The sequence below is a fragment of the Photobacterium rosenbergii genome, assembly GCF_033022775.1.
Taxonomy (GTDB): domain Bacteria; phylum Pseudomonadota; class Gammaproteobacteria; order Enterobacterales; family Vibrionaceae; genus Photobacterium; species Photobacterium rosenbergii_A.
The window spans coordinates 325,086-348,640 of the sequence record NZ_JAWJZI010000004.1 but is presented as its reverse complement, the minus strand read 5'-3'; the positions used below and the strand labels follow the sequence as shown (position 1 = coordinate 348,640).

The following is a 23,555-nucleotide window of genomic DNA, read 5'->3' as shown; positions in this document are numbered from 1 at the left end:
TCAAATTTAATCGGATGTACCCGCGGTGCACGGTATTGCGCGGGGGGTACTGAATTGCTATTTAAGCTACCCGAGGACAGGGAGGCTGAAGAAGAGCAAAAAGTGAGAAGGGGCCGAGACAGAATACCCATTCGATGAAAAATGCCATACCCATCACAAAATGGGCTGGCTTCAGTGTGATCTGAATCACTCGGCTTCCGCGGCGGAGGCGATCAATGTCACATTAATTCTTTTTCCGCGTGACGGCAGTCACGAATAACCGGGGGTAGTGTTATGGACCTCACACTCTCCCAGACAGCCGATGGGGCAAAATCCGGCGCTCTGATAATTTTTTCTTCATCGTGAAGCATGCTTCGAAAAATGACGAATTGAAGAATCGAGAAACCACCATGAGCTTTACCGACCAACTGTTGAAAGACCGTATCCTGACGGCAAAAGAGAAATCCATTCACTGGCTGCGCAGTATGCAGGCTGAAGGAATGCCCGAGGGCGTTGCCCGTGTGAGCGAACTGCACGACGCTGAACGTTACCCGCAAATGCTGCTGTCTGGTACCTATGATTCCATTATGGCCAGAACATTGCTCAATGATCCGATTGAAAATACAGCGCCGGTGGCTGACTGGATCTTGTCCTGCCAGCATCCGGACGGTTACTTTACTTTGCCTGGCCTGCAGTGGGATCAGTGCCACAAGCGCGAGCAGTTAGCCGACACCCAGGAGTACATGCGCTTCCATGCGACCAACTATTCTATGGGGGCGCTCGATGCTCTTGGTCATTTGGACAAGTTCGAGATGCCGTTCCTGGCCCCTTTCCTGGACGAAGCCAATATGTGGGCATGGCTGGGCCAGCGTGATATGCGCGACCCGTGGCTGGAAGGCAACAATATCGTCAATATCGGTTCGTTCCTGCTGGTTGAAATGGCACGTGATCCGCAAGGGCCTGCGCGTGACCGCCTAAACGATATTATCGAATGGCACAACCGTCAGTCGGAACCATATTCCGGCTTCTGGGGACCTGGTCAGCAGTTTAGCCAGGAAGCCCTGTTGTTCGCACTGTGCGGGGCAACCCACAACCTGCATATTTTCTACGATATGGATGCCCATATCCCGCATTTCAACCAATCCATTTCTCGCTGCCTTGAACAACCGATTGCCGTTCGCAGTGGCTGTATTGATGTCGATATCGTCGACATTCTGGTGCACGGTGTACAGCGTCACCCTGAGCGCCGTGAAGAAGCTGAACACTGGTTGCGTGAGCTGCTGGTGAAACTGCTCGACTTCCAAAATGACGACGGTGGCTTCCCGGATACCCTGCTGGGGGAGCGCGGCTTTGATGGCTGGGTGAAAGGCTACAAAGAGCCCCAGGGCCACAGCAACACCTTCGCGACCTGGTTCCGCTGGATCACGATTGCGATGATCGCTGAAATCCTATGGCCGCAGTGGCAGCCATGGCAGTTCCGTAAAACCATCGGGATTGGCTACTTTAAAGCCATGAAATGATGGAAAGCAAAACCAATAACTTCCGACAGACTAAGATAAACGGGTAACCCTACTTACCCAGTTGAAGTAGAAGAGATAAGGATAAATGATGAAAAAGACACTGACCCTCTGCGCCCTCGCCCTAGCACTGACCACGACGGCGGCCTCGGCAAAAACGCTCCGCATGGGATATAACCACCCGGACGATCACCCGACAGGGATGGCGATGGTCAAGTTTGGCGAGTTGGTTGAAGAGTACACCGATGGCAAATACAAGGTTCGCGCGTATGCCAACGGCCAGCTGGGTGACGAGCGCCGCATGCTAGAGCAGCTTCAGACCCGCATGCTGGATATTTCGAAAACGGCGACGACCTTGATGACCACCTATGCGCCGGAATACTCGGTATTGACCATGCCTTACATGTTCAAGGGCCCTGAGCACTTCCAGACCGTGCTGAACGGTGAGATCGGTGAAGATCTTCTGATGAAGGCCGAAGCCCGCAACCTGATCGGGATGACCTTCCTGTACGACGAGCCGCGCAGCTACTACACGGTGCGCAAGGCGGTACAGGCACCGGGCGATCTTAATGGCATGAAAATCCGTGTGATGAACTCGTCAGATGCGATTGAGGTGGCACAGACGATGGGCGCGACCCCGACGCCTATTTCTTGGTCAGAAGTGTACACTGCGCTGCAGCAGGGGGTAGTAGATGGGGCGGAAGGTGGTCCATCGGCACTGACTTTGGCACGCCATGGTGATGTGGCGAAATACTTCTCCAACAGCCAGCATGTGTTGTACCCGGGCATGATTGTGATTGGCAAGCATGTATGGCAAAGCCTGAATGATGAGGAAAAAGCGGAATTCAAACGTGCGGCCAATGATGCTGCAAGCTATCAGATGGATCTGTTCCTGCAGCTGGAAACCGATGCGCTGGCCGAGATGCAAGAAATGGGTGTGACCATCACCGAACCAGACATGGATGCCTTCTTCGAAAAAGCCCAACCTTACCTTGAAAAGTACACTCAGCAGCCTGAGCTGAAAGAGCTGGCTGACAAGATCCAAGCTGTAAAGTCGTAAATCCAAATGTAGCAGGCACCGAATAGTGCCTGCTTTCCCTCCTATAGGTTTGTTATGCAACGTTTATTTAATATTACTGAGCAGTTATTGAGCTACCTGCTGTGCGCATTGCTCATGCTGTTGACGGTATCCGTTATCTGGCAGGTTATTGGTCGCTATGTTCTCGCCAGCCCGGCAACCTGGCCTGATGAAATCGCGCGTTTTTCATTGATTTGGGTAGCGATGCTGGGTGGCGCTTTTGTCTACGGCAAGAAGAAGCACCTCGCAGTGACCATTCTGCCTGAAAAGCTGGCAGGAACTGTGAAGGGGTATGCGCTGGAAATATTCCACCATTGCTTGGTGATTGTCTTCGGACTGATTGCCCTGGTCGGTGGATACCGTATGGCGATGAACAACTTTGAGTTCGGGCAGGTGTCGCCTGTTCTTAAGATCAACATGGGCTATGTCTATTCTGCAGTACCCGCTGCAGGCCTAATGCTTATCCTTTTCGCCATCTATTTCATTGTTCAGAACGTGCAATTGATCAAACAAACTAATACGGAGAGTGCATGATGGATGCCGCTGTACTATCTGCTGTTGTATTGTTCGGCAGCTTTTTCTTTATGCTGTTCCTTGGTTTCCCTGTCGCGTTCGGGATTGGCCTGGCTTCGGTGTTTGCGCTGGTGTCATACGCGGATTGGGAACTCGCGCTTAATGCGGCGGCACAAGGCTTGGCGACCGGTGTCGATGGCTTTACCTTCCTGGCCATTCCGCTGTTTGTGATTGCCGGCGGTATCATGAACCGGGGCTCTATCGCCCTACGTTTAATCAACCTGACCAAGGTGATCGCGGCTCCGCTGCCGGGCGCCCTGGCACACGCCAACATCATTGCCAATACCTTGTTCGGGGCGCTGGCCGGTATTGCTTCGGCCGCCGCGATGGCGGTGGGGGGCACTATCAATCCCCATGCCAAAAAAGAAGGCTACCACAGCAACTTCATGGCAGCCGTCAATGCTGCCTCTGCACCATCTGGCCTGGTTATCCCGCCTTCAGCCAGTTTGATCCTGTTCTCGCTATACTCGGGCGGAACTTCAATTGCCGCACTGTTCGTGGCCGGTTACCTACCGGGCCTGCTGTGGTGTATGTCGGTGATGATCCCTGCGCTGTACTTCACTATTAAGCATAAATACCCTACTGAGCGCATGCCTGCGTTTAAACGTGTTATGAAGGCAGTTTGGCAGGCGGCCCCGCCGCTGCTACTGATCCTGGCGATTATTGGCGGTATCGTCGGTGGCTTTTTTACCGCGACTGAAGCGGCGGGTATGGCCGTGTTGTTCTCGTTCCTTCTCTCTTTCATTTACCGTGAACTGAGCCTGAAAGACTTGCCGGGCATCTTTATCGAAGCCATTATTCCTTCTGCGATCTGTATTTTCTTGGTCGCGGCCTCTGGCATCATGGGGTGGGCGCTGAGCTTTGCCTCGATCCCGAGCATGATCAGCGATTTCATATTGTCGGTCTCGGACAACAAGATCGTACTGCTGATCCTGATCAACCTGATGCTGCTGCTTATCGGTACCTTCCTTGACTTGACGCCAGCGGTGATCATCTTCACTCCGATCCTGATGCCTGTATTCAACATGCTGGGCCTAGATCCTGTCCATGTCGGTATCATGATGGTCTTTAACTTGAGTATTGGCTTGATCACGCCGCCGGTCGGCACCTTGCTGTTCGTGTCGTGCTCCATTGCCGATATCCCGTTCCAGAAGATTATCCGACCGATTTTGCCGATTATCGGTATGTTGATCGTGTCGCTGATGCTGATCACTTTCTTCCCTGAGATCACGCTGTTTGTTCCACGCCTGTTCGGTTTGGTCCAGTAATGGACCAATTGGCAAGTATATGATTAAAGGAAAGAAACCATGTTTAAAGTAGCCGTAATTGGCGAGTGCATGATTGAAATCAACGGCGAAATGTTTGGTCAATCGCATCAAGCATTCGGGGGAGATACGCTAAACACGGCCATCTATCTTGCACGCGCCTGTGATGAGGTGGAAGTGAGCTATGTGACCGCTCTTGGCAATGACGCGCTCAGTGACGGCATGTTGGCCAAATGGCAGGAGGAAGGCATCAATACCCAATGGGTGCTGCGTGACAGCAAGCGCCAGCCTGGCCTCTATATGATCCAGTTGGATGCCCAAGGGGAGAGGAGCTTTCTTTACTGGAGAAGCCAGTCTGCCGCCCGCTACCTACTTGAGCATCCGGAGTTCGACCAGTTGGCGCAAGAGCTGGAACAAGTCGACATGGTCTACTTGAGTGGCATCAGCTTGGCTATTCTTCCCGAGCAAGACCGCATCCGGTTGCTGGATTTGCTGGAAAAGCTACACATCAAAGGGGTTGAGCTTGCTTTTGACAGTAATTTCCGCCCGGCACTGTGGCAAGACCTGTCCTTGGCGCGATACTGCTACCGAAGGATCTATGGCATGACCTCGGTTGCGATGGTGACTGATGAGGATGAAGGTATGCTTTGGGGGGATAGTTGCAGCGAGGAGACGTTATCTCGGTTGGGAGAAATGGGGGTTAAAAAAGTCGTGCTCAAGCAAGGCGGTAAAGGTGCTCTATACCAGAACTTGACCAACAACAGTGCATCGACGCTGATCCCTACGATTCCGGTAGATAACATTGTAGATACCACATCAGCAGGTGATTCGTTTAATGCCGGATTTTTATCCGGGTATTTAAAAAATAAGTCGACCATTGACTGTGTAACCCAAGGACATTTATTGGCAGGTAAAGTTATTCAATATAAAGGCGCGATTATTCCCCGTGAAGTGACATCTCCGGTAATAGCGATATTTAATAATTTACACGCACTCTAGGACCTCAATATTCGAGGCTGATAATTAATTGGCCTCGGACAAATTCATTTAATTGGATAATAAAATGACTATTTCAGAGCAACTGAAGTTGCTAAAAGTGATCCCTGTGATCGCGATTGACAACGCGCGAGATATTATTCCCCTAGGTAAAGCACTGGTTGAAAATGGCCTGCCAGCAGCTGAAATTACTTTTCGCTCCGATGCCGCGGTAGAAGCCATTCGTTTATTTCGGGAGACACAACCGGAGATGCTCATTGGGGCGGGGACCGTCTTGAACCGCGAGCAGGCCATTGCTGCGAAGGAAGCGGGCGCGACATTTGTCGTTTCGCCTGGCTTTAACCCGTCGACAGTGCGGGCCTGCCAGGAGCTCGGCATTGATATTGTGCCGGGGGTGAATAACCCAAGTGCGGTCGAGGCGGCGCTGGAAATGGGGCTCACGACCCTAAAATTCTTCCCGGCTGAAGCGTCCGGAGGCACGGCGATGGTGAAATCGCTGCTGGCTCCTTACACCGATATTGAGTTGATGCCAACGGGGGGCATTAACACGGCTAATATCCAGGATTACCTATCCATCCCTCGGGTTATCGCCTGCGGTGGCACTTGGATGGTGGATAAAAAACTTATCGAAGCCGGTAATTGGGATGAAATTGCTCGATTAACCCGGGAAGCCGTTGAGATGGTTAAATAAAGTATTTCATCAAAAATAATCTTCAATTTAATTGTAAATTCATTTCTATATTGGAAATAACATGTCTGATTTAATTTTGAATACTAAAGACTCTTTTGTGATGGACTCTATTGAGGGGACATTATATTCGGCGAAAAAAGACAACCTGACTTTATTAGATTTTGATAATGATATTAAAATCGTTGCCCGCCAAGACTGGAATAAAGAGAAAGTCGCGATTATCTGCGGCGGTGGCTCAGGACACGAGCCTGCACACGCCGGTTTTGTTGGCAAGGGGATGCTGACCGCTGCCGTGTGCGGTGATCTGTTTGCCGCACCAAGTGTTGACGCGGTACTGAATGCTATTTTGCATGTGTCGGGCGAGGCAGGCTGTCTAGTGATCATCAAAAATTACACCGGCGACCGCTTGAACTTCGGCCTGGCAGTAGAAAAAGCCAAAGAGATGGGCCACAAGGTGGAGATGGTTGTGGTCGGTGACGATATTTCGATCCCGGGTAACCCTCAGCCGCGTGGGATTGCGGGCACGCTGTTTGTCCAAAAAGTGGCCGGCTACGTTGCCGAGCAGGGTGGCTCGCTTGAAGCCGTCACGCAAGCGGCCAAAACAGCCAGCCAGAATAGCGCATCGATTGGCGTTGCGCTGACCAGCTGCTCACTGCCGGGTGAGAGCAACGACCGTATCGCGCAAGGCAAAGCGGAGCTGGGGCTGGGTATCCATGGCGAGGCCGGTATCGAGACCATTGAGCTGCCAAGTGCTAGGGATCTGGTGACCACCATGGTCAACAAGCTGCTTGAAGCGAAACCAGCTCCGGAGCATGCTGTTTTGCTTAACAACCTGGGCGGTCTGTCACCGATTGAGTTGAACATCGTCGCCAAGGAGCTGATGGAGTCAGAGCTTGGCAAGCGCACTAAGCTGATCATTGGTGGCGCTTCTATGATGACGGCGATCGATATGAAGGGTTTCTCCATTTCAGCCATTGGTCTTGACGCCCAAACGGAAGCGGCACTATTGGCGCCTGTGGATGTCGAGGCTTGGCCGGGAGCGGTTCGCCGTCGCGGACTGCCGGTCACCAAGTGCGCCAACCAAATTGAGAAAGCCACGTTTGCGCCCTCGCATGATGAGCAAACGGCGTCAGTACTGCGCCAAGTCTGCAGTGTGATCGTTGAGATCGAAGCCGAGCTCAACCGCCTCGATGCCATTGTTGGCGACGGTGACACGGGTTCAACATTTGCTGCCGGTGCGCGCAAGATCCTTGCCCAGCTCGAAGCGGAAAACCTACCGCTGCAAGATAAAGCGAAGCTGCTTAGCACCATCGCCGATTGCCTCACTTCTGTGATGGGGGGGTCTTCAGGTGTCCTGCTGTCTATCCTGTTTACGGCGGCTGGCCGCGATTTCGAGAGCAATGGCTCCTTGCCGCATGCGTTGCAGGCGGGTCTTAAGAAAATGATGGCTTACGGCGGCGCAAAACCGGGTGACCGCACCATGATTGATGCCCTTCACCCGGCATTTGAAGCGTGGGCGAACGAAGGGTTTGCCGCTGCCATCATCGCTGCGCAAGCCGGCGCGGAGTCTACGGTCGCCATGACCAATGCCAAGGCTGGGCGTTCTTCCTACCTCAACAGCGATAGTTTGTCGGGCACGAAAGATCCGGGCGCATTCGCGGTAGAGGCGGTCTTTACACAATTTCAAAACCAATAACCAACCACAGTGAACATAGAGGAATCGACGATGGACAATATTATTATCTCGCCAAGCAAGTATATCCAGGGCGAGGGCGCGCTGGATAACATTGGTAAGTATGTATCTGTGTTTGGCGGCAAACCACTGGCGATTGCCGATGACTTCGTGATGGGCCTGGTGCGCGACCGTGTTGACAGTAGCATCGCAGGCGAAGGCTTGCAGGTGTCTTTCGACAAATTCAACGGCGAGTGCTCCCGCCCTGAGATTGACCGTTTGATTGAGGTGTGCAAGACGGGCGGTAACGATGTTATTGTCGGTATCGGCGGCGGGAAAACACTGGATACGGCGAAGTCGGTGGCTTACTACAGCAAGCTGCCGGTTGTGATTGTGCCGACCATTGCCTCAACGGATGCGCCAACGAGTGCACTGGCGGTTATCTACACCCCTGAAGGTGAGTTCAGCGAGTACCTGCTGTTTCCATCAAACCCGAACATGGTGATCATGGATACGGGGATTATTGCCGCGGCACCGGTACGAACCTTGGTGGCGGGGATGGGCGATGCGCTGTCCACTTACTTCGAGGCCCGCGCAAACGGCCTGTCGGGCAAGGCAACCATGGCCGGCGGGGCACCCACCCGCTCTGCGCAAGCCTTGGCCAAGCTGTGCTATGACACCCTGATCGCGGATGGCGAGAAGGCAAAAGCCGCCGTGGAAAGCGGCGTCTCTACCAAAGCGGTGGAGAACATCATCGAGGCGAATACGTACCTGTCGGGAATTGGTTTTGAAAGCTCAGGTCTTGCCGCTGCCCACGCAATCCACAACGGCCTGACGAAACTGGAAGAGTGCCACCACTTGCTCCACGGTGAGAAAGTCGCCTTTGGTACCCTGACCCAGCTCGTCCTGGAAAATGCGTCAACACAAGAGTTTGAGCAGGTTCTGGGTTTCTGCCGGGCGGTTGGCCTGCCAACCAACCTGCACGAGATGGGCGTCGAAGAAGTGGATGACGAAAAGCTAATGGCCGTCGCTGAGGCATCATGTGCCGAAGGTGAGACTATTCACAATATGCCATTTCCTGTGACGGCTAAATCTGTTTTTGCCGCCATCAAGACAGCGCATCGCTTAGGCCTTAAGTAATAGACACTGTGCCCCCTCGATACCTCTGGGCCAGAGGGGGCCTTTTTGTGTAAGTTGTTGCGGTTATCATCATCAATGTTGAAACATAAAATCACCTCAAGCGAACGCCGAGCAACGATTGTGGCGTTGTTACGCGAACATGGGCATGTGAAGACAGATCATTTAGCTGGGCATTTCCGGGTAAGCTTGCAGACAATTCGGCGAGATTTAAATTACCTGGCAGCGAAACATGAAATAAGGCGTGACCATGGGGGCGCTAAGTTAATAGCGTTCGATTCAGGATTGAACCCCAATGTGCTTCAAGTATTTGACGAAATAATATCGACCATGGATGACTTCTCAAAGGTCTTCATCGACTCTAATGTTTTTATAAAAGAGCTGACTACGGTTTTAAGAAAAAGGAGCAACTTATATATATCTACAACCAGTGTGGATGTTATATACCGGCTGAGAGATAGCCATCACCTACAACTGTTTTATTTGGGTGGCAGAGTGGATAATAAAGCCAGTCAAGATAATGAATTTATGTGCTTTCAATCAGAGGTTAAAGATGGCTATGACTTCTCAATCATTGACGTTGATGCGGTCGATGATACTGGTGCTGTCTTGGTTAACAAGCCCTGTTCTTTATATCTTAAAAAGAAAGCGATGCTGATTTCCAAAAAGTCGTTCTTGCTGAATACGTCAGAAATTGCGGGGAACTTTCCGGCGTTGCAGGTAGGTCGTATTAGCGATAACAGTGAAGTTTATAGTTTTTAGCGGTATGTGGTTTCACGGTTGTTGTTTCAGGACTATAAAATAATGGGGTTGTGATGAGTAAAAGTAAGCTGAATGATGATTTGATCCATGCGAAAGCAAACTATTGGATACTCAATGTAATTTGTGGCGTGTTGTTTTATTTTATCCTGAACGGAATAACTAATGGTATTGGCTTTTTGGCATTGTTGACCCTTTTACTCTTGTTTATCGGCTGTGCGTTTTCTGTGTTTAAAATAAATGCTCATATCAAGGTTCTGATCCGCAAGATTGAATTCGAAATTTAGCCCAGTACTGTTTTTCTTGCTAACTAAACAGGTTGCCGACCCAGCCTTATATTTCACATCCCCTCTCTGTAACCGCCGGTTACCACCTAGCCATAGCGGCATTGGATAACGCTTTGCGTGTTTGATAAAGCCAAGTAAGATAACGCGAATATTAGACTGAGTTAACGGGTTTCATTGATGCAAGCAGACATGACATTTTCTACGGAGCGCTTGGTGGCCTCGGCTCTGGACCGCGCCATGCCGGGTATCCAGGCTGAAATTATGGCCATGTTCACCGAGCCGGTCAGCCGCCATCTGCCGCCTGCCTGCCAGAACTTCCGCACTGCCTGGGATGTCGACAATTGGCTGGAGGGCATGGCACAGACAGGCTCTGTTCTGCGGCTAACTGAGCAGCAGCAAGCGATAGGGTACCTGTTTGTCTTTCCCGAGCCGGATAACGGCTACCGCCTGGGTTATGTACTGGCCGAGGCCCAGTGGGGCAAGGGGCTTGCCACCGAGGCAATGCAAGGGTTGGTGGCCTATTTGACCGATCACCAGCACGGTGCCCATTTTATCGCCGGTGTTGAACCCGATAATATTGGCTCGGTCAATGTGCTTAAGAAGCTGGGTTTCCACTACAGCTATTGCGAGCAAGGCGTCGACTATTACACCCTGCAAAACAGATAACCGTTCGGGGGGCGTCTCGACTTTGCGTTTAGCGCCCAGTGCAAAAAAAGTGTCACACTTCGCCAGGACCGACTCTCTACACTGAATACTGTATAGATGTATCGGGGGGCCGGTGAAAATTTTATTTGTCTGTAAGCACAACTCTTGCCGCAGTATTCTGGCCGAGGCTATCGGCAAGCGCTTTCTCCCACCGAGGTTCGAGGTGGCCAGTGGCGGCAGCGATCCAACCGGGGAGCTGCATCCGTTTGTTCAGCAATATCTCAATGATATGGGGCTGGACGCCAAGGACTACCGCAGCAAATCGTGGGAGGAGTTCGTCCATTTCCACCCGGATATCGTGATATCGGTCTGTGATATCCAGCATGGTGAGCAAGGCCCCAATTGGTTGGCTGACGGGGTGAGGGTGTACTGGGATCTCAATAACCCGCTGGATGTTGTCGACGACGAAGTGCAATTCGAAGAGCAGTGCCACCTCGCCTCGGTGTCACTGAAAAAGCGTATCGACAAGTTGGCAACCTGCTATTTCGAGAAGATGACCCACCAGGAAATACATGATGAGTTGGAGCGTATCGGGGCGATGGGGTAGTGGCTCGTTTCTCGAAAGCTTAACTCGTTAAGTGTCCCGTCTTCACCCAAATGACCGTCTCCTGCTCGACAAAGGGAAAATGCTCGCTCAGGTGCGGGCTGCGCAGCCAAGTCCCTGCTGGATAGCTGCCGAACTCATCGTTGAACTCGCCGCAAAGCACGAATATTTCCTCACCGCCCCAGTGGCGATGGGGCTGGAATCGCTCGCCAGCCGGCCATTTCACCAAAGCGGTATGCTGATGGCCGAACTCATGCAGCGGCATAACCTGGAGGCCACCGCTCCCCGGTTGCCAGGGTGTTTGGTTAGTATCTATGCGGACCTGCTGACTGTCCTCCGACATGAACTGGTTGAGTTTGACGAAGATAGTACATCCCTCTTTGCTAAATGGCGCATGTTGGCTACCCGGCGGGTTACGGATATAGGTGCCGGGGCCAAAGTCGCCGGTCTCATCAGAGAAAACACCTTCGAGCACAAAAATCTCCTCGCCCATCGGGTGAGGGTGCGGGGTAAATGACGAGCCTGCGGCATAGCGGACGACACTGGTGGTGTGGCCCGACTCCTTGGCCTCCCTTTCCAGTGGCTTGCGCCACACCCCGTTCGCCGGGCTGGCCTGCCACTCTATCTGCTCGGTCTTGATCACCACGCGCTGCTTAAAATCCATGTTGAGCATGCTTCGCCCCTTCCATTATTGGTCCGATGTTTGCCTGCGGTATCTTTGGTAGGCCTGAATATTCGTCAGTTTGCTATAAGTATCAACATCAGCCATTGAACGGTCAATGAAAGCTAGCCAGAAATGAAAAAAGCGCCTGTATGATAGGCGCTTATGCTGATATTTGAGCTTGCTAAATTGATACGAGAGGAACTATAGCTCAAATTCTGGTTCTTTTTTCTTCACGGCATCGTGGCTACCGACATAGAGAAGCTCTTGCTGACCAATACCCCGCATGAAAAATGAAAGGCACATTGGGCATTGCAGCTTTTCTTGGCCTGCAGTAACCAGTGATTTTTCGTGCCACCTACGTCTTACCCGGTTTAGTCCCGAGGTGTTATTACATTCTGGGCATCGAATAGGTACTTTCATAACATCGTCCTCCTGACCGCTCTGTCTGGTTGTAAATTAACCAGAACTGGCCAGAACAAAACTTGATATGCATCAGGTTTATCAATTGATATCGTGGCGTTGCAATGAAGTTTTGTATATTTGAGAGCGATGCCTCAGTGGGAATTAATATGACGTAACCCGTTGTTACAAAAAGACATATTTTGGTGTCTAAGCGCCACCCAAAATAGCCTGACGTTTAGCCATTAGCTCTTTAGCCATGGATTGGGCAGTAATGCGCATCCCTTTTTGCTCCAACCCGATCAGTAGCTGCATTCTCAGGCTTTCGGCACGCTCTTCCAGTGCCTGACGCTCACCTTCTGACTTCTCGGCTGCTTTTTCATAACAGCCAATAATGGATTTGAACAGGTGGGACTCGAAGCTGGTTCTGTCTTCCGGCTGAATCGTGCGTGATTCCTTCACTTCACCATTGGCCTTGCGGCGGTTGTAGTCTTGGATCTGGTTTTCAGCGATCAGGTCGAACACACTCATTTCATTACTTTCTCTATGGATATTTCGCCCCATCATAGCTGCAGTGATTGAATAGATGCTGAAAAATGCCTTGGGGAAGTGTTTCGAAATGTGTTTTGGCCAAGCTTACGATGGCCCCAGCGGCTTGGCCAGTGAGAATTGAGGGCCTTGATTGCTGAACGTATTGTTAATATCTCTGAAATTTTATTAAGATTTGTCAAAAATTCACTGCATATTTTCCATTCAGCTGTTATGATGCACGTGCTCAATTTGAGAAGAGTTATTTAATGCAACATCAAGTACAAGTTAAACCATTTGATACATCTACGTTTTCGTACTGTATCTAACTGTTTCCCTTATATTTATCGTAACATTAATAATTCAATTACTTCCGATCGCCGTTGTTGGCGGTTAAAATGAATTTACATAAGGGACAGCACATGTCTAAGTCTACTGGTATCGTTAAGTGGTTTAACGAAGAAAAAGGTTTCGGTTTCATCACTCAAGAGAACGGCGGTGCAGACGTATTCGTACACTTCCGCGCTATCGCTTCTGAAGGTTTCAAGACTCTTTCTGAAGGTCAGAAAGTTTCTTTCGACATCGAGCAAGGCCAGAAAGGTCCTCAAGCTGCGAACGTAGTTACTCTATAAGTTTTCGAACTTTAGAGAAGAAAATGCTGGCCTAGGCCGGCATTTTTTGTATCTGCTATATCTGATCCCCAGCTCCTCCCTCAACATACCTTTAACCACTTTTTTATTTAGGTACCGCTGGGTAAATATGCAGGCTCACCCTCTATTTTAGCACCAGTACCTTGTATTGTTCTCAGGCCCTCTCAGGCCCTCTCAGGCCAACCCCGACAATGTGAAGACTAACCCAGATAATAACTGATGTGAAATTTCACTGTTGAAAGCAAAAAATAGCCTTTGTGGTTATTGTTGCTGCAAGTGTAGTAGCCAGTAGTGCAATGTTTTGTTAATTGAGTGTTTAATAAAATATATTGTGTGATTTTGATCACAATATGGCGTCAAGTTGATTTGGATTGTGCGTTTTTGTGTTTTATTCAATACAAAGCGGGTGGTTATTCATTGCCTGCGACGTAGAGGCGCATTGCCTAAGAGTAGTTTAGTGAAGGTCGACAGCCGGTGAAGCTAAACGAAAGGAGTCAATGCCGAAGTGGTTTTGGTCGTCAGCCAAGCTGCTGGGGTTGTTCTTAATAGGAGCAGCACTGTCATCTCGGGCCCAGCCCGGATGGAGAGCTACAGCAATTTTTGTTTTCGAACAGGTAAGTTCGCTTACCGATTTCGTACAGCCTTTGTCGCTCGCGTACTCCTTGCGCCCCTCCTCTGCGTATTCACATTTTTTTATGTTGTTTATTAGGAGAAGTCTACGAATGGCTGATTACGGATTATTGTCCATCGTACCCGCGGTGCTGGCGCTGATACTCGCCTTTACCACTCGGCATGTTGTTTTGGCTCTGGGCGTTGCAGTGATCAGCGGCATGTTGATCTTAACCAAGGGTCACCCTGTCGATACTGCGTTGATGTTCTTGTCTGACGGACCGTTCACACAGCTTGCATCGGGCAGCAACGCACAGATCATTATTGTTATTACCATTATTTCCGGCTTTATCTACTTGGTCGAGCAAAGCGGTGGTATGGCAGCGTTTTCGACCATGGCAACCCGCTATGTATCATCACCATTGAAAGCTCAGCTTGCGACCTGGGCAACCGGGATCGGGGTGTTTTTTACCGACTCGGGCAACTCGCTGATCCTTGGTCCGATGTTCTCGCCAATCTACAACAAGCTCAAGCTGAGCAAGGAGAAACTGGCCTTTATCATTGATTCGACCTCGTCACCGATTTGTGTGCTGATCCCGATTATTAGCTGGGGTGTTTACTCGCAGGGCCTGATCGAGAACGCGTTTGATAACATGGGCCAGCCGGTCGATGGTTTTGCGACTTTCCTTCAGGTGATCCCTTACCAGCTCTATGCCTTGCTGGCACTGTTCAGTGTGCCTGTCTACGCGGTGTTGAAAAAAGACTGGGGGCCAATGGCCGAAGTTGAGCGGCAAGCGCGCCAGCAGGCTGAGGTGAGCGTGCAATCTGCGGATGACCAGCAGGTGAAATCAGGCCGTATCTCACTGATTGTATTGCCACTGGCGGTACTGTTTGGCTCGCTAATCGCGCTGTTCACCTACAATTACCACTTGCATGGCACCATCAATGGCCCGGTGATCCGTGCATCGCTTGGCACCAGCTATCTGATTGCCTCGGTAACGGCGATTGCCTACTACGCCTACACCAAAACTATGACCGCCTCGACAGCCTTCAACACTTTTGTGTCGGGAATGCAGCGGATCATGCTAATTTTGGTTATCTTGCTATTGGCATGGACCTTGGGTGATATCTGTAAATCACTGGGGACTGGGGACTATATTAGCCAGGTGATGAATGACCGCTTGCCGGTGTTTATGCTGCCTGCATTGATTTTCATTATCGGCAGTTTTATCTCGGTGGCAACAGGTTCGTCCTGGGGCACCTTCGCCATCCTGATCCCGATTGCGGTACCGGTTGCCAGTGCACTGGGTGCCGACCCGCTGATTTGTATTGGTGCCGCGCTAAGTGGCGGCATGCTGGGGGATCACTCATCACCGATTTCCGACACGACAATTCTTAGCTCGATGTCGACCGGATGTGATCATGTTTCCCATGTCCGTACTCAGTTCCCGTACGCTATTTTGACTGGCGTGACCGCCAGCATCGGCTTCATGGTTGCCGAAATCACTCGTAGCCCGTACACCATCGTACTGGCCGCCGTATTGCAAGTTGCACTGATAGTTTTGATGGTGCGCCGTCAGGCCGCAGCCACCCCAGTTACCGCTTAAATAGCGATTGCTATTACGAGCTACCGTTTAAAAAAAGGATTGAAAATGAACACACTATTTTGGCTAAGAGATGAAGTAAAAGTGGGTGAGCACCGCACGGCATTGACACCTACCGGAGCCAAAGCACTGATTGATGCGGGTGCCCAAGTGATTGTCGAGCGCAGCGATACCCGTATTTTCCCAGACCAAGCCTATGTTGATTTGGGCTGTGAGCTAGCGGCAGGCCATAGCTGGACTGACGCACCGGATCACGCTTATATCTTGGGTTTGAAAGAGCTGGCTGAAGATGACTTCCCGCTCAAGCACCAGCACATTTACTTTGCCCATGCGTTCAAGGGGCAGGATGAAGCGGTGCAGATCTTATCCCGCTTCAATGCCGGTGGCGGCCAAATTCTTGACCTAGAGTTCCTGCAAGACGAAATGGGCAAGCGCGTATGTGCCTTTGGTTACTGGGCAGGCTACGTTGGCGCAGCGATTGGTCTATCGGGTTATATCCACCATTTACACTGTAAAGACGTGTTCGGCTCGGTGGGCAGCTACCCTGATCGCGACCATTACCTAGCGGTACTGCGCGAGCAGGTTGCGACACTATCAGAGATGCCTAAGGTATTGGTTATCGGTCAGTTTGGCCGCTGTGGCCGTGGCGCGCTGGACTTGTTTGCCGAGCTGGGTATCGATGCCGACGGCTGGGATATTGAAGAAACCAAAGCTGGCGGCCCGTTCACCGCAATCAATGACTACGACATCTTGGTTAACTGTGCTTACCTAGCAGAAGGCACGCCTCCGTTCATCACCAAGGAAAGCCTAGGTGAGAACCCACGCCTGAGCATGGTCAGCGATGTCAGCTGCGATCCGAACAACCCGGATAACCCAATCCGCATCTACAACCAGTGTACCAAGCTGTCTAAACCTATCATCGAGTCGGATGTTAGCGGGGTGTATGTCCAGGCGGTTGATCACCTACCAACAGTACTGCCAAAAGAAAGCAGCGAAGATTTCGCCGGGCAACTACTGCCACATCTTCTGACTCTGTGCAAAGGTGAAGATCCAAACGGCGTTTGGGCAAGGGCACGTGACTTCTATACGACAGCGCAGAACATTGCAAAGTAAACGCGGGGCGACTCGCCTAGGCTGATAAGTGAATAGGGGATCTACAATTTGTTAGATCCCTTTTTATTTTATGGAGGGTAAGGAAATTGCACACCATAAGTTCAGTCGCAAAGCTGTGTTGCGTAACCCACTATTGGACGTGCGATATAAAGTTGTTCAAAGCGCTGTTCACCGATAATAGGAAGAACCTTTTTTCGCCAGATGGACATAATTGAATCCGTTCAAAGTGCGTTATGTGATGAAGCAGCGGAGTTGGTTATCACGTTGTTGTCTAAAGACATAAACGAGTATCACGGAACAAAGCAGTAAAATACTGGAACAGGCGATGTCGTTACTTCAAGTATGTCAAGACTGACTGCTCCATAATCTTGAGTGGATAGATTTAGAGGAGCAGGTCAGTTTAAGGTGATGAGAACATTGTGGGTTCGGCAAGATAATAGGCTAGGATTGTTACCAAACAGCAAGTACGTTAGCTAGTTTTCGTCGTGGACCAATATCACTGCCATGAGCCCTGACAAGGGCCGATCTTTGGAATTAGTTTATAAATCATTCACAAGGAGGCGCTAAATGAATCAAGGCCAGACCGCCAAGTGAAGTTTCTCGATACTTCTTGTTCATGTCCTTTCCTGTTTGGTACATGGTTTCTATCACTTTATCCAAAGAGATTAGGCACTTGCTGGTACGCTTAAGTGCCATTCGTGATGCATTGATAGCTTTGATTGCACCCATAGCGTTACGCTCAATACATGGTACTTGAACAAGGCCACCAATTGGGTCACAAGTCATGCCCAGCGAGTGCTCCATAGCGATTTCTGCCGCGACACATATTTGCTCGTTACTCCCGCCACGTAATGCTGTTAAACCTGCTGCCGCCATAGAAGAAGAAACCCCAACCTCGCCTTGGCAGCCAACTTCTGCGCCCGAAATAGATGCATTGGTCTTGTACAAAATACCTATTGCACCAGAAACAGCAAAAAAATCTTTCAATTGCTTGGTATCTAGCTCTTTAATAAATTGATGGTAATACATTAATACTGCGGGAATAACGCCAGCGGCTCCGTTAGTAGGAGACGTAACAACCTGGCCTCCCGCTGCATTTTCTTCGCTCACTGCAAAGGCAAACAGATTAACCCAATCCATGATCTCCATAGGATCGTTATCAATGGCTGCATTGGCTTGTAGTTTTTTCAGTAAACTCGGGGCCCGGCGTGTCACATCTAGACCACCATCTAGAATTCCCTCGGTTTCAAAACCACGCTCTATACAGTCCGTCATCACTTGCCAAATCATATCAACACGCTGCTCTATTGCTCTCATGTCTTGAAAGACAAGCTCATTTTTTAGCACCATTGAGCCAAGGCTTAAACCATTCTTCTCTGCTTGGACAAGCATTTCATCAGCATCTCTAAATGGGAACTCTACTTGGACAGGTGAAGTATTACTGCCATCCAATAATTCATCGGCTGTCGCGATAAACCCGCCGCCAATAGAGTAGTAGGTTTCAACAACCACTTGTTTACCAGCGCCGTCGAAAGCTGAGATAGTCATACCGTTTTCATGTAGAGGTAAGTTTTCTTGATGGAATAACATGTCTGTTTCATAGTTAAAGGCGACCTCATGGTGACCATTTACGAGCAAAACATGGTTTTCTATCGCTTTTCGCATTGCTGTATTGGCTGACGTAATTTTAATTGTATCTGGCTTATTCCCAAGTAGTCCTAATAGAGTCGCTCGGTCAGTGTGATGGCCAATACCGGTCAATGAAAGTGAGCCATATAGGTCAACCTGAATACGTACCACTTTATGGAGGTCGGCTTCAATCAGTTGGATAAAATGGTGACCCGCAACCATTGGGCCATTAGTATGTGAGCTGGAAGGACCCACCCCTACTTTGTAAATATCAAATATAGATAACATAAACTTACCAACTTTTATTATTTTAGCTGAATTTTGGGTGTAGCAAATTACTACCTGCCGTTAATACAGGCAGTAATTTAACTTGTCGTTAGTAATAAGTGACGCGGCTTTTAAGTAGCTTCTCTCAAGGTCTCTCGTTCAATAAGCTTGGCTGAGACATTAATATTGAAAACTCTATCTGTTTGACCATTAATCTGTTGCTCGAGCAGCGCAACAGCTTCATTGGAAAGACGCTTAATGTTCTGTCTGAAAGAGGTGAGCTTATAGCCTGACCATGATGACTGTTCTAAATCATCGTAACCAATGACTTGAATATCTTCGGGCACTCTATAGCCAAACTCAAACCGAACTACATCCATAAAGGCATAGGCTATTACATCCGTCGCGCAAAGCACTGAGTCAGGCACGCCTTTCTGCTTTACTCGCTTACGTATGAGAGACTTACACGCTTCGTAATCAAAGTGGGTAACCAAGCTTTCCGGCCTATGTCCTAGCTCATTTTCAACTTCTGTTGCAAAGCCATTAAAACGATCGTCGTTAGTTTTCGACGGTAAATGACCGGTAATATAAAGAAAATCTTGGCCATTTCTCTTGAGCATTTCACTCGCTGCCAGTTCTCCAGCGCCAAAATTGTCGCTAGCGGCATAGCTGCAATCGGAGTCAACATCAACACGCATAACCTGTACAACAGGTAGCCCAAGCAAATTACATTCGTAATATAAGTTGGTCTTATGGTGTGCAGACGCGGTGATTATTCCGTCGACCTTATACTGCAACAAATTTGTAATTGAGTAGTTCTCTTCTTCATTTAGCTCGCCAGGAATTAGGAGGGCTGAATACCCTTTATGTTTGCATGCTTGTACTAAATGGTTGAGCAACTCTAAATAAATAGGATAGTTAGCGCTGGGTAACAATATTCCAATTAGGTTGGCCCGGCTATTGTTTAAAGTACGTGCATAAGCATTAGGGCGATAGTTAAGCTGTTCTATCGCATCCATCACTTTCTGCTTTGTCTCTTCTTTAGTGTAGCCTTTACCACTGAGTACTCGTGATACCGTAGCCTGTGATACCCCAGCTAATCGAGCAACATCGTTAGAGGTTGGGTTTTTGCTCTTTTTTGACACAAACAACTCCAAAAATTCATTGATTTGATGATGAACAAACGATTTGTAGTTGTCCCATCAGCGAAAACTTGAGTAAATTATGCATGTTGCCACTCTGCGATGGCAACTTAAAAAGCGTTGACTCTTGCCTCATCACGATGTCACTGTATATATCAGAAGTAGTAACGCAGACCAGCAGCGAACTGATTCTCAGCATTATCAAATTGATGATCAGACGTTAGTTGATCACTGCCCATATCAATTTGATATTCTGCCCAAAGTAAGAAGGTGTTACGCGTAAAGTGATACTCTAACCCTGGTGCCAATAGATGACGAGTGTAGTCGACGTCAGCATCACGGCTTTCAAAGTAGTTGTAATTCAATGTTGGTCGTAGTCCATTGTCAAAGTGGTAGTAAGCGTAGAGCTCACCACCCCACGTACCGAACATCGCGTTGGTGGCGGACGAAGTTTCAACCGCTTCCCAATTTTCACCAATATGTGCTGTGGCACCAAGATACCAGTGTCCATCTGAATAATTCGCCCCCAATAACAAGATGCGCATCATATCGCCGTTTTCTATACCATCAACATTGAGGTTAAGGTCATTCACTTTGTTTTGTTGGTAAGCTAAACCGATGGACACATTTTGAATCCCGCTATAACGGAGTGAACCACCTAGGCCATTTTCTAACGTTGCTGTCGCCCGGTTGCTTTCAGACCCAGATAAACCGACATCATTCCTTGCCGTCTGAAGGGTAATACCGTAATGCCAGCTATCACCAATGCTATTGCGATACACCAGCGAGTTTTCTGCACGGCCAGTGCCCGAAGCAATACCCCAGTCTTCTAAATTATAAAGACCTGAAGCACGTGTACCGAACACTCGTCCCATATCGGTAAACCATGCAACATCATAGAAGGCAGACCACTGTTTTGTACCCACAGAGAGGTTACCGTACTTATCATGTTTTAAGCCAACATAGAGCAAGCGGTCGTAAATATTATCGCCATTAGCACCTGAGTTATAACCCCATTCGGCGTGACCAAAACCCGTCCAACCATTATCTAGAACCTTTTCCCCTTTTAAACCCAGACGAGAGCTGCCACTGTCAACGGTTGTTGGCGTGTCCCCCCCTTTATCACGATATCGGGCTTCAAAACGACCATTGATAGTTAACGAATCTCCAGCCTCATTGATCATCGTTTGCGCTGAGATAGCAGGAAGGGAAAAGAGCGTCGCAAGTGCAGTCGCACAGACAGTAGGCAATTTTTTCACGGTTCTTATTTACCTTTAGATGTTCTTGGGAAAACAAAATCTGAAATTATTTAGAAGTTGCCGCATCCTTGCGGCAGGTTGGGAGCATCTTTGCAACTATGAGTTATAGTTTTGGATTGGTAATTTCTGTTGTGCGCTCCAAAACGTCAAGGCCTTGTTGTTTCAGCCAGTAAGGGATATCAATTAGCACCCAGTTCTCAGATAGTTTGTCATCTTTACGGTAATACACATCTACGACTTGCATGTCTGCTTTTACCTCACCACCAGGTAGTCCTAGGAAACCACCGATAGGTTTGTTCGATAGGTTAGGCCAACCGAAGAAGCAAGAGAAACTACCCTCTGCGAAACGACATACGTGACCATTGAACACTTTGTCTTTTAGGCCGCTACGGAATGGCATTTGGTGACCTTTCTGGTAGCGAGGGATGGTGTATTGTGCACCGATACCACAAGGACCGTACCAGATCATGTCTTCTTGCCAGCGCAGGCGCAGGCACTCACGAAGCGTTTCCATGTCTGCAAATGGTGCTGTCTTGTTCAGGCGGTCGATGTCATCCACCATAAGATTCATCACTTCTTGTGTTTTTGCGCTCTCTTCCGCAGGTGCATCTTCAAATAACAGGCCGTCGTGGTTGCGCGGACCAGGGTATACAAAATGGCTTCCTGTCATCGGTGGTAGTGGGTAACAACCCGCTTGGTTCATGAAACCAATCAAATCAAGGAACAGACCTGTCTTTGTAATCTTGCCGTTTTCGATACAACTGAACTCTGCGTAGCGTAGGTGCTGAATCTTGCCTGTGTGCTTAATACCAAGCCAATCAGTATCGAATAGGCCCATAAAATGACCCATGCTCATGACCCAGATTTCATCATTGAACTCGTTCTGACCACCGATGAAGATGTCTTGACGACGTTGCATGCGGGTGAGTGACTGCTTTAACGGCTCCCAGACTTTTGCTGCGACTTCCGCTTTGCCTGAGCGCTCACGGAATGGGTAGCTGCCTAGGAATTCATAGTCATCTGACATGAATTCGTCCATCACTAATTGGACCTCAGACACCTGGCACTTTTCTAGCGCGTCAAAGTACTCTCTTACTAATTTTTTTGCAGGTTGAAAACGTGACATATTATTTTTCCGTTGCTAGTTGGTCTGATTTGTTTTTGGCGAAAACGCCATGTTTTACTGTTTCTGGTAGGCTTAGCCATACAAATGCTGCGACAAACCACACGATTGGTGATCCCCACATTGCAGTTTCAAGTGAAGTCTGGCTTTGAATAAATACAAGAACCATAGGTGCCCACATACCTATGATACGGCCGCCATGGAACAATGCCGCTCCGTAGCCACGTAGGTGGCTTGGGAACAACTCGATAAAATAACCACCCCAGATAAGGCTTGAAGACAAACCAAAGTTGTAAAGAAGGCCTAGAATTGCCAGCAGGTTTAAGCCCATAATTTCGACATTCGAAGGGGCTACAAAAAATGCGGCAGACATAACACCCGCGAGGATGAAACCAAATGCGTTGACTTTACGTCCCCACTTATCTGAGATTGCGCCCCAAACCCAGCCACCGACTAAGTTACCAAATGAGGCAATTGAAAAGATGAGGCCCACAGTTGCCGCATCGAACATGCGCACTTCTTTAAGGTAAGTGGTTACAAACCCACTAAAGAATTGATAACCATAGAAATTCAATCCTGCCAATAGTAGGCAGCAGATAGTAAAGCGGCGGTAGTTCACAGAGAACATTTCACCCCAGCTACCTTTCTTCTCTTCACCGGTTTCGGTCTTTTCTATATTTTCTGCGCCAAAGGCGATATAACGTTTTTCACTTGGGATAAACAACGCCATTAAGCCAGCAATAATGATCGGTGGTAGGCCTCCTGCAACCATCAAACCTTGCCAAGGTGCATCAATGCTCGATAGGTAAGCCGCATAACCACCCATAAAGATCAACGCCACTGAGAACATGCTTGATAGAAAGGCGGTCATCTTGCCGCGAATGCTGCTTGGGAACATGCCCGTCATAACGGTGAATGCGATAGTGGCATAGGCACCCAATGAAAAACCGATGACTAAACGAGCAATGGACCAAGTCATGTAGTCAGTCAATGCGATGTTTACCAATGTTGCGGCACCGTTTAACAATGCAACAAAAATGAGCCCGCGCTTACCCGCAATTTTTGCAGCAACGATTGCGCCCAGTAGTGCTCCCACCGATTGCCAAGTGTAGAACTGTGCAGTATGCGCCAGTGTAATCGAGTCGTATGAGTCGACAATAAATGGTCGAACATAATCAATAATTACAAAGTTGTAGGCATAGAAGAAGTGTCCTGCCAAAAGTACGATATAAGCCAGTATTCGATGCTGAATCGATACCTCGCTCATGTGTTTTAGATTCATGATGTCATCCCAAAGTTTCAATGTTTGTGGCGCTCATTCTCGTGAAAATTCTAATCACGCTCCTCGCCCGTTCGTTATTTATT

General features: G+C 49.1%; 23 protein-coding genes and 1 riboswitch. Of the genes, 15 read left to right on the top strand and 8 right to left on the bottom strand.

All coding sequences use genetic code 11. The features are described from left to right. Positions 1 to 368: 368 nt before the first annotated feature. From R2X38_RS12475 to R2X38_RS12420, 12 genes are all read left to right on the top strand, one after another. On the top strand, positions 369 to 1,499 hold the full coding sequence (locus R2X38_RS12475; protein ID WP_317522569.1) for a hypothetical protein: 1,131 nt from the start codon (positions 369 to 371) through the stop codon (positions 1,497 to 1,499). Positions 1,500 to 1,587: 88 nt separating this feature from the next. Next, positions 1,588 to 2,556, top strand: coding sequence for a TRAP transporter substrate-binding protein (locus R2X38_RS12470; RefSeq protein ID WP_317522568.1), 969 nt, complete (start codon positions 1,588 to 1,590; stop codon positions 2,554 to 2,556). A gap of 54 nt (positions 2,557 to 2,610) precedes the next feature. Then, positions 2,611 to 3,108, top strand: coding sequence for a TRAP transporter small permease (locus tag R2X38_RS12465; RefSeq protein WP_317522567.1), 498 nt, complete (start codon positions 2,611 to 2,613; stop codon positions 3,106 to 3,108). Continuing rightward, complete coding sequence (locus R2X38_RS12460; RefSeq protein ID WP_317522801.1) at positions 3,108 to 4,415, top strand: TRAP transporter large permease; 1,308 nt, start codon at positions 3,108 to 3,110, stop codon at positions 4,413 to 4,415. The genes R2X38_RS12465 and R2X38_RS12460 overlap by 1 nt, the downstream gene beginning before the upstream one ends. Before the next feature lie 39 nt (positions 4,416 to 4,454). Continuing rightward, the gene (locus R2X38_RS12455; protein ID WP_317522566.1) at positions 4,455 to 5,411 is read left to right on the top strand and encodes a sugar kinase; all 957 of its coding nucleotides are present in this window, start codon (positions 4,455 to 4,457) and stop codon (positions 5,409 to 5,411) included. A 64-nt stretch (positions 5,412 to 5,475) separates the two neighbouring features. Then, complete coding sequence (locus tag R2X38_RS12450; protein WP_317522565.1) at positions 5,476 to 6,099, top strand: bifunctional 4-hydroxy-2-oxoglutarate aldolase/2-dehydro-3-deoxy-phosphogluconate aldolase; 624 nt, start codon at positions 5,476 to 5,478, stop codon at positions 6,097 to 6,099. A 61-nt stretch (positions 6,100 to 6,160) separates the two neighbouring features. After that, positions 6,161 to 7,795: a dihydroxyacetone kinase subunit DhaK gene (locus R2X38_RS12445; RefSeq protein ID WP_317522564.1), complete on the top strand. Its 1,635-nt coding sequence runs from the start codon at positions 6,161 to 6,163 to the stop codon at positions 7,793 to 7,795. Positions 7,796 to 7,825: 30 nt separating this feature from the next. Further along, on the top strand, positions 7,826 to 8,911 hold the full coding sequence (locus tag R2X38_RS12440; RefSeq protein WP_317522563.1) for a glycerol dehydrogenase: 1,086 nt from the start codon (positions 7,826 to 7,828) through the stop codon (positions 8,909 to 8,911). A 75-nt stretch (positions 8,912 to 8,986) separates the two neighbouring features. Next, positions 8,987 to 9,670 (top strand): DeoR family transcriptional regulator, encoded by a 684-nt coding sequence (locus R2X38_RS12435; RefSeq protein ID WP_317522562.1) that lies wholly within the window; start codon positions 8,987 to 8,989, stop codon positions 9,668 to 9,670. Between the two features lie 53 nt (positions 9,671 to 9,723). Next, on the top strand, positions 9,724 to 9,954 hold the full coding sequence (locus tag R2X38_RS12430; RefSeq protein WP_317522561.1) for a hypothetical protein: 231 nt from the start codon (positions 9,724 to 9,726) through the stop codon (positions 9,952 to 9,954). Between the two features lie 189 nt (positions 9,955 to 10,143). After that, complete coding sequence (locus R2X38_RS12425; RefSeq protein ID WP_317522560.1) at positions 10,144 to 10,620, top strand: GNAT family N-acetyltransferase; 477 nt, start codon at positions 10,144 to 10,146, stop codon at positions 10,618 to 10,620. Between the two features lie 112 nt (positions 10,621 to 10,732). Next, a complete protein-coding gene (locus R2X38_RS12420) occupies positions 10,733 to 11,206 on the top strand; it encodes an arsenate reductase ArsC (protein ID WP_317522559.1) in 474 nt (157 codons plus the stop codon). A 19-nt stretch (positions 11,207 to 11,225) separates the two neighbouring features. On the opposite strand, the gene R2X38_RS12415 is transcribed toward R2X38_RS12420, so the two are convergent. From R2X38_RS12415 to R2X38_RS12405, 3 genes are all read right to left on the bottom strand, one after another. After that, complete coding sequence (locus R2X38_RS12415; protein WP_317522558.1) at positions 11,226 to 11,876, bottom strand: cupin domain-containing protein; 651 nt, start codon at positions 11,874 to 11,876, stop codon at positions 11,226 to 11,228. 192 nt (positions 11,877 to 12,068) lie between these two features. Beyond that, positions 12,069 to 12,287 carry a hypothetical protein gene (locus tag R2X38_RS12410; protein ID WP_317522557.1) on the bottom strand — a complete coding sequence of 73 codons (219 nt, stop codon included), beginning with the start codon at positions 12,285 to 12,287 and terminating at the stop codon, positions 12,069 to 12,071. 189 nt (positions 12,288 to 12,476) lie between these two features. Continuing rightward, positions 12,477 to 12,797 (bottom strand): hypothetical protein, encoded by a 321-nt coding sequence (locus tag R2X38_RS12405; RefSeq protein WP_317522555.1) that lies wholly within the window; start codon positions 12,795 to 12,797, stop codon positions 12,477 to 12,479. A gap of 419 nt (positions 12,798 to 13,216) precedes the next feature. On the opposite strand from R2X38_RS12405, the gene R2X38_RS12400 reads away from it, so the two are divergent. The 3 genes from R2X38_RS12400 (at position 13,217) to R2X38_RS12390 (ending at position 16,770) form a co-directional block, all read left to right on the top strand. Next, a complete protein-coding gene (locus tag R2X38_RS12400; protein ID WP_107298781.1) occupies positions 13,217 to 13,426 on the top strand; it encodes a cold-shock protein in 210 nt (69 codons plus the stop codon). 439 nt (positions 13,427 to 13,865) lie between these two features. Next, positions 13,866 to 14,043, top strand: a riboswitch (Lysine riboswitch). 123 nt (positions 14,044 to 14,166) lie between these two features. Further along, positions 14,167 to 15,660 (top strand): Na+/H+ antiporter NhaC family protein, encoded by a 1,494-nt coding sequence (locus R2X38_RS12395; RefSeq protein ID WP_317522553.1) that lies wholly within the window; start codon positions 14,167 to 14,169, stop codon positions 15,658 to 15,660. Between the two features lie 45 nt (positions 15,661 to 15,705). Beyond that, on the top strand, positions 15,706 to 16,770 hold the full coding sequence (locus R2X38_RS12390) for a saccharopine dehydrogenase (protein WP_317522552.1): 1,065 nt from the start codon (positions 15,706 to 15,708) through the stop codon (positions 16,768 to 16,770). A gap of 546 nt (positions 16,771 to 17,316) precedes the next feature. On the opposite strand, the gene R2X38_RS12385 is transcribed toward R2X38_RS12390, so the two are convergent. From R2X38_RS12385 to R2X38_RS12365, 5 genes are all read right to left on the bottom strand, one after another. Then, the gene (locus tag R2X38_RS12385) at positions 17,317 to 18,687 is read right to left on the bottom strand and encodes an L-serine ammonia-lyase (RefSeq protein ID WP_317522550.1); all 1,371 of its coding nucleotides are present in this window, start codon (positions 18,685 to 18,687) and stop codon (positions 17,317 to 17,319) included. A 110-nt stretch (positions 18,688 to 18,797) separates the two neighbouring features. Next, a complete protein-coding gene (locus tag R2X38_RS12380; protein WP_317522548.1) occupies positions 18,798 to 19,811 on the bottom strand; it encodes a LacI family DNA-binding transcriptional regulator in 1,014 nt (337 codons plus the stop codon). A 152-nt stretch (positions 19,812 to 19,963) separates the two neighbouring features. Next, positions 19,964 to 21,076 (bottom strand): porin, encoded by a 1,113-nt coding sequence (locus tag R2X38_RS12375; RefSeq protein ID WP_411185183.1) that lies wholly within the window; start codon positions 21,074 to 21,076, stop codon positions 19,964 to 19,966. Between the two features lie 94 nt (positions 21,077 to 21,170). Further along, the gene (locus tag R2X38_RS12370; protein ID WP_317522546.1) at positions 21,171 to 22,193 is read right to left on the bottom strand and encodes a nuclear transport factor 2 family protein; all 1,023 of its coding nucleotides are present in this window, start codon (positions 22,191 to 22,193) and stop codon (positions 21,171 to 21,173) included. 1 nt (position 22,194) lies between these two features. Further along, positions 22,195 to 23,475, bottom strand: a complete 1,281-nt coding sequence (locus R2X38_RS12365; RefSeq protein WP_317522799.1) for an MFS transporter — start codon at positions 23,473 to 23,475, stop codon at positions 22,195 to 22,197. Between the last annotated feature and the right edge of the window lie 80 nt (positions 23,476 to 23,555).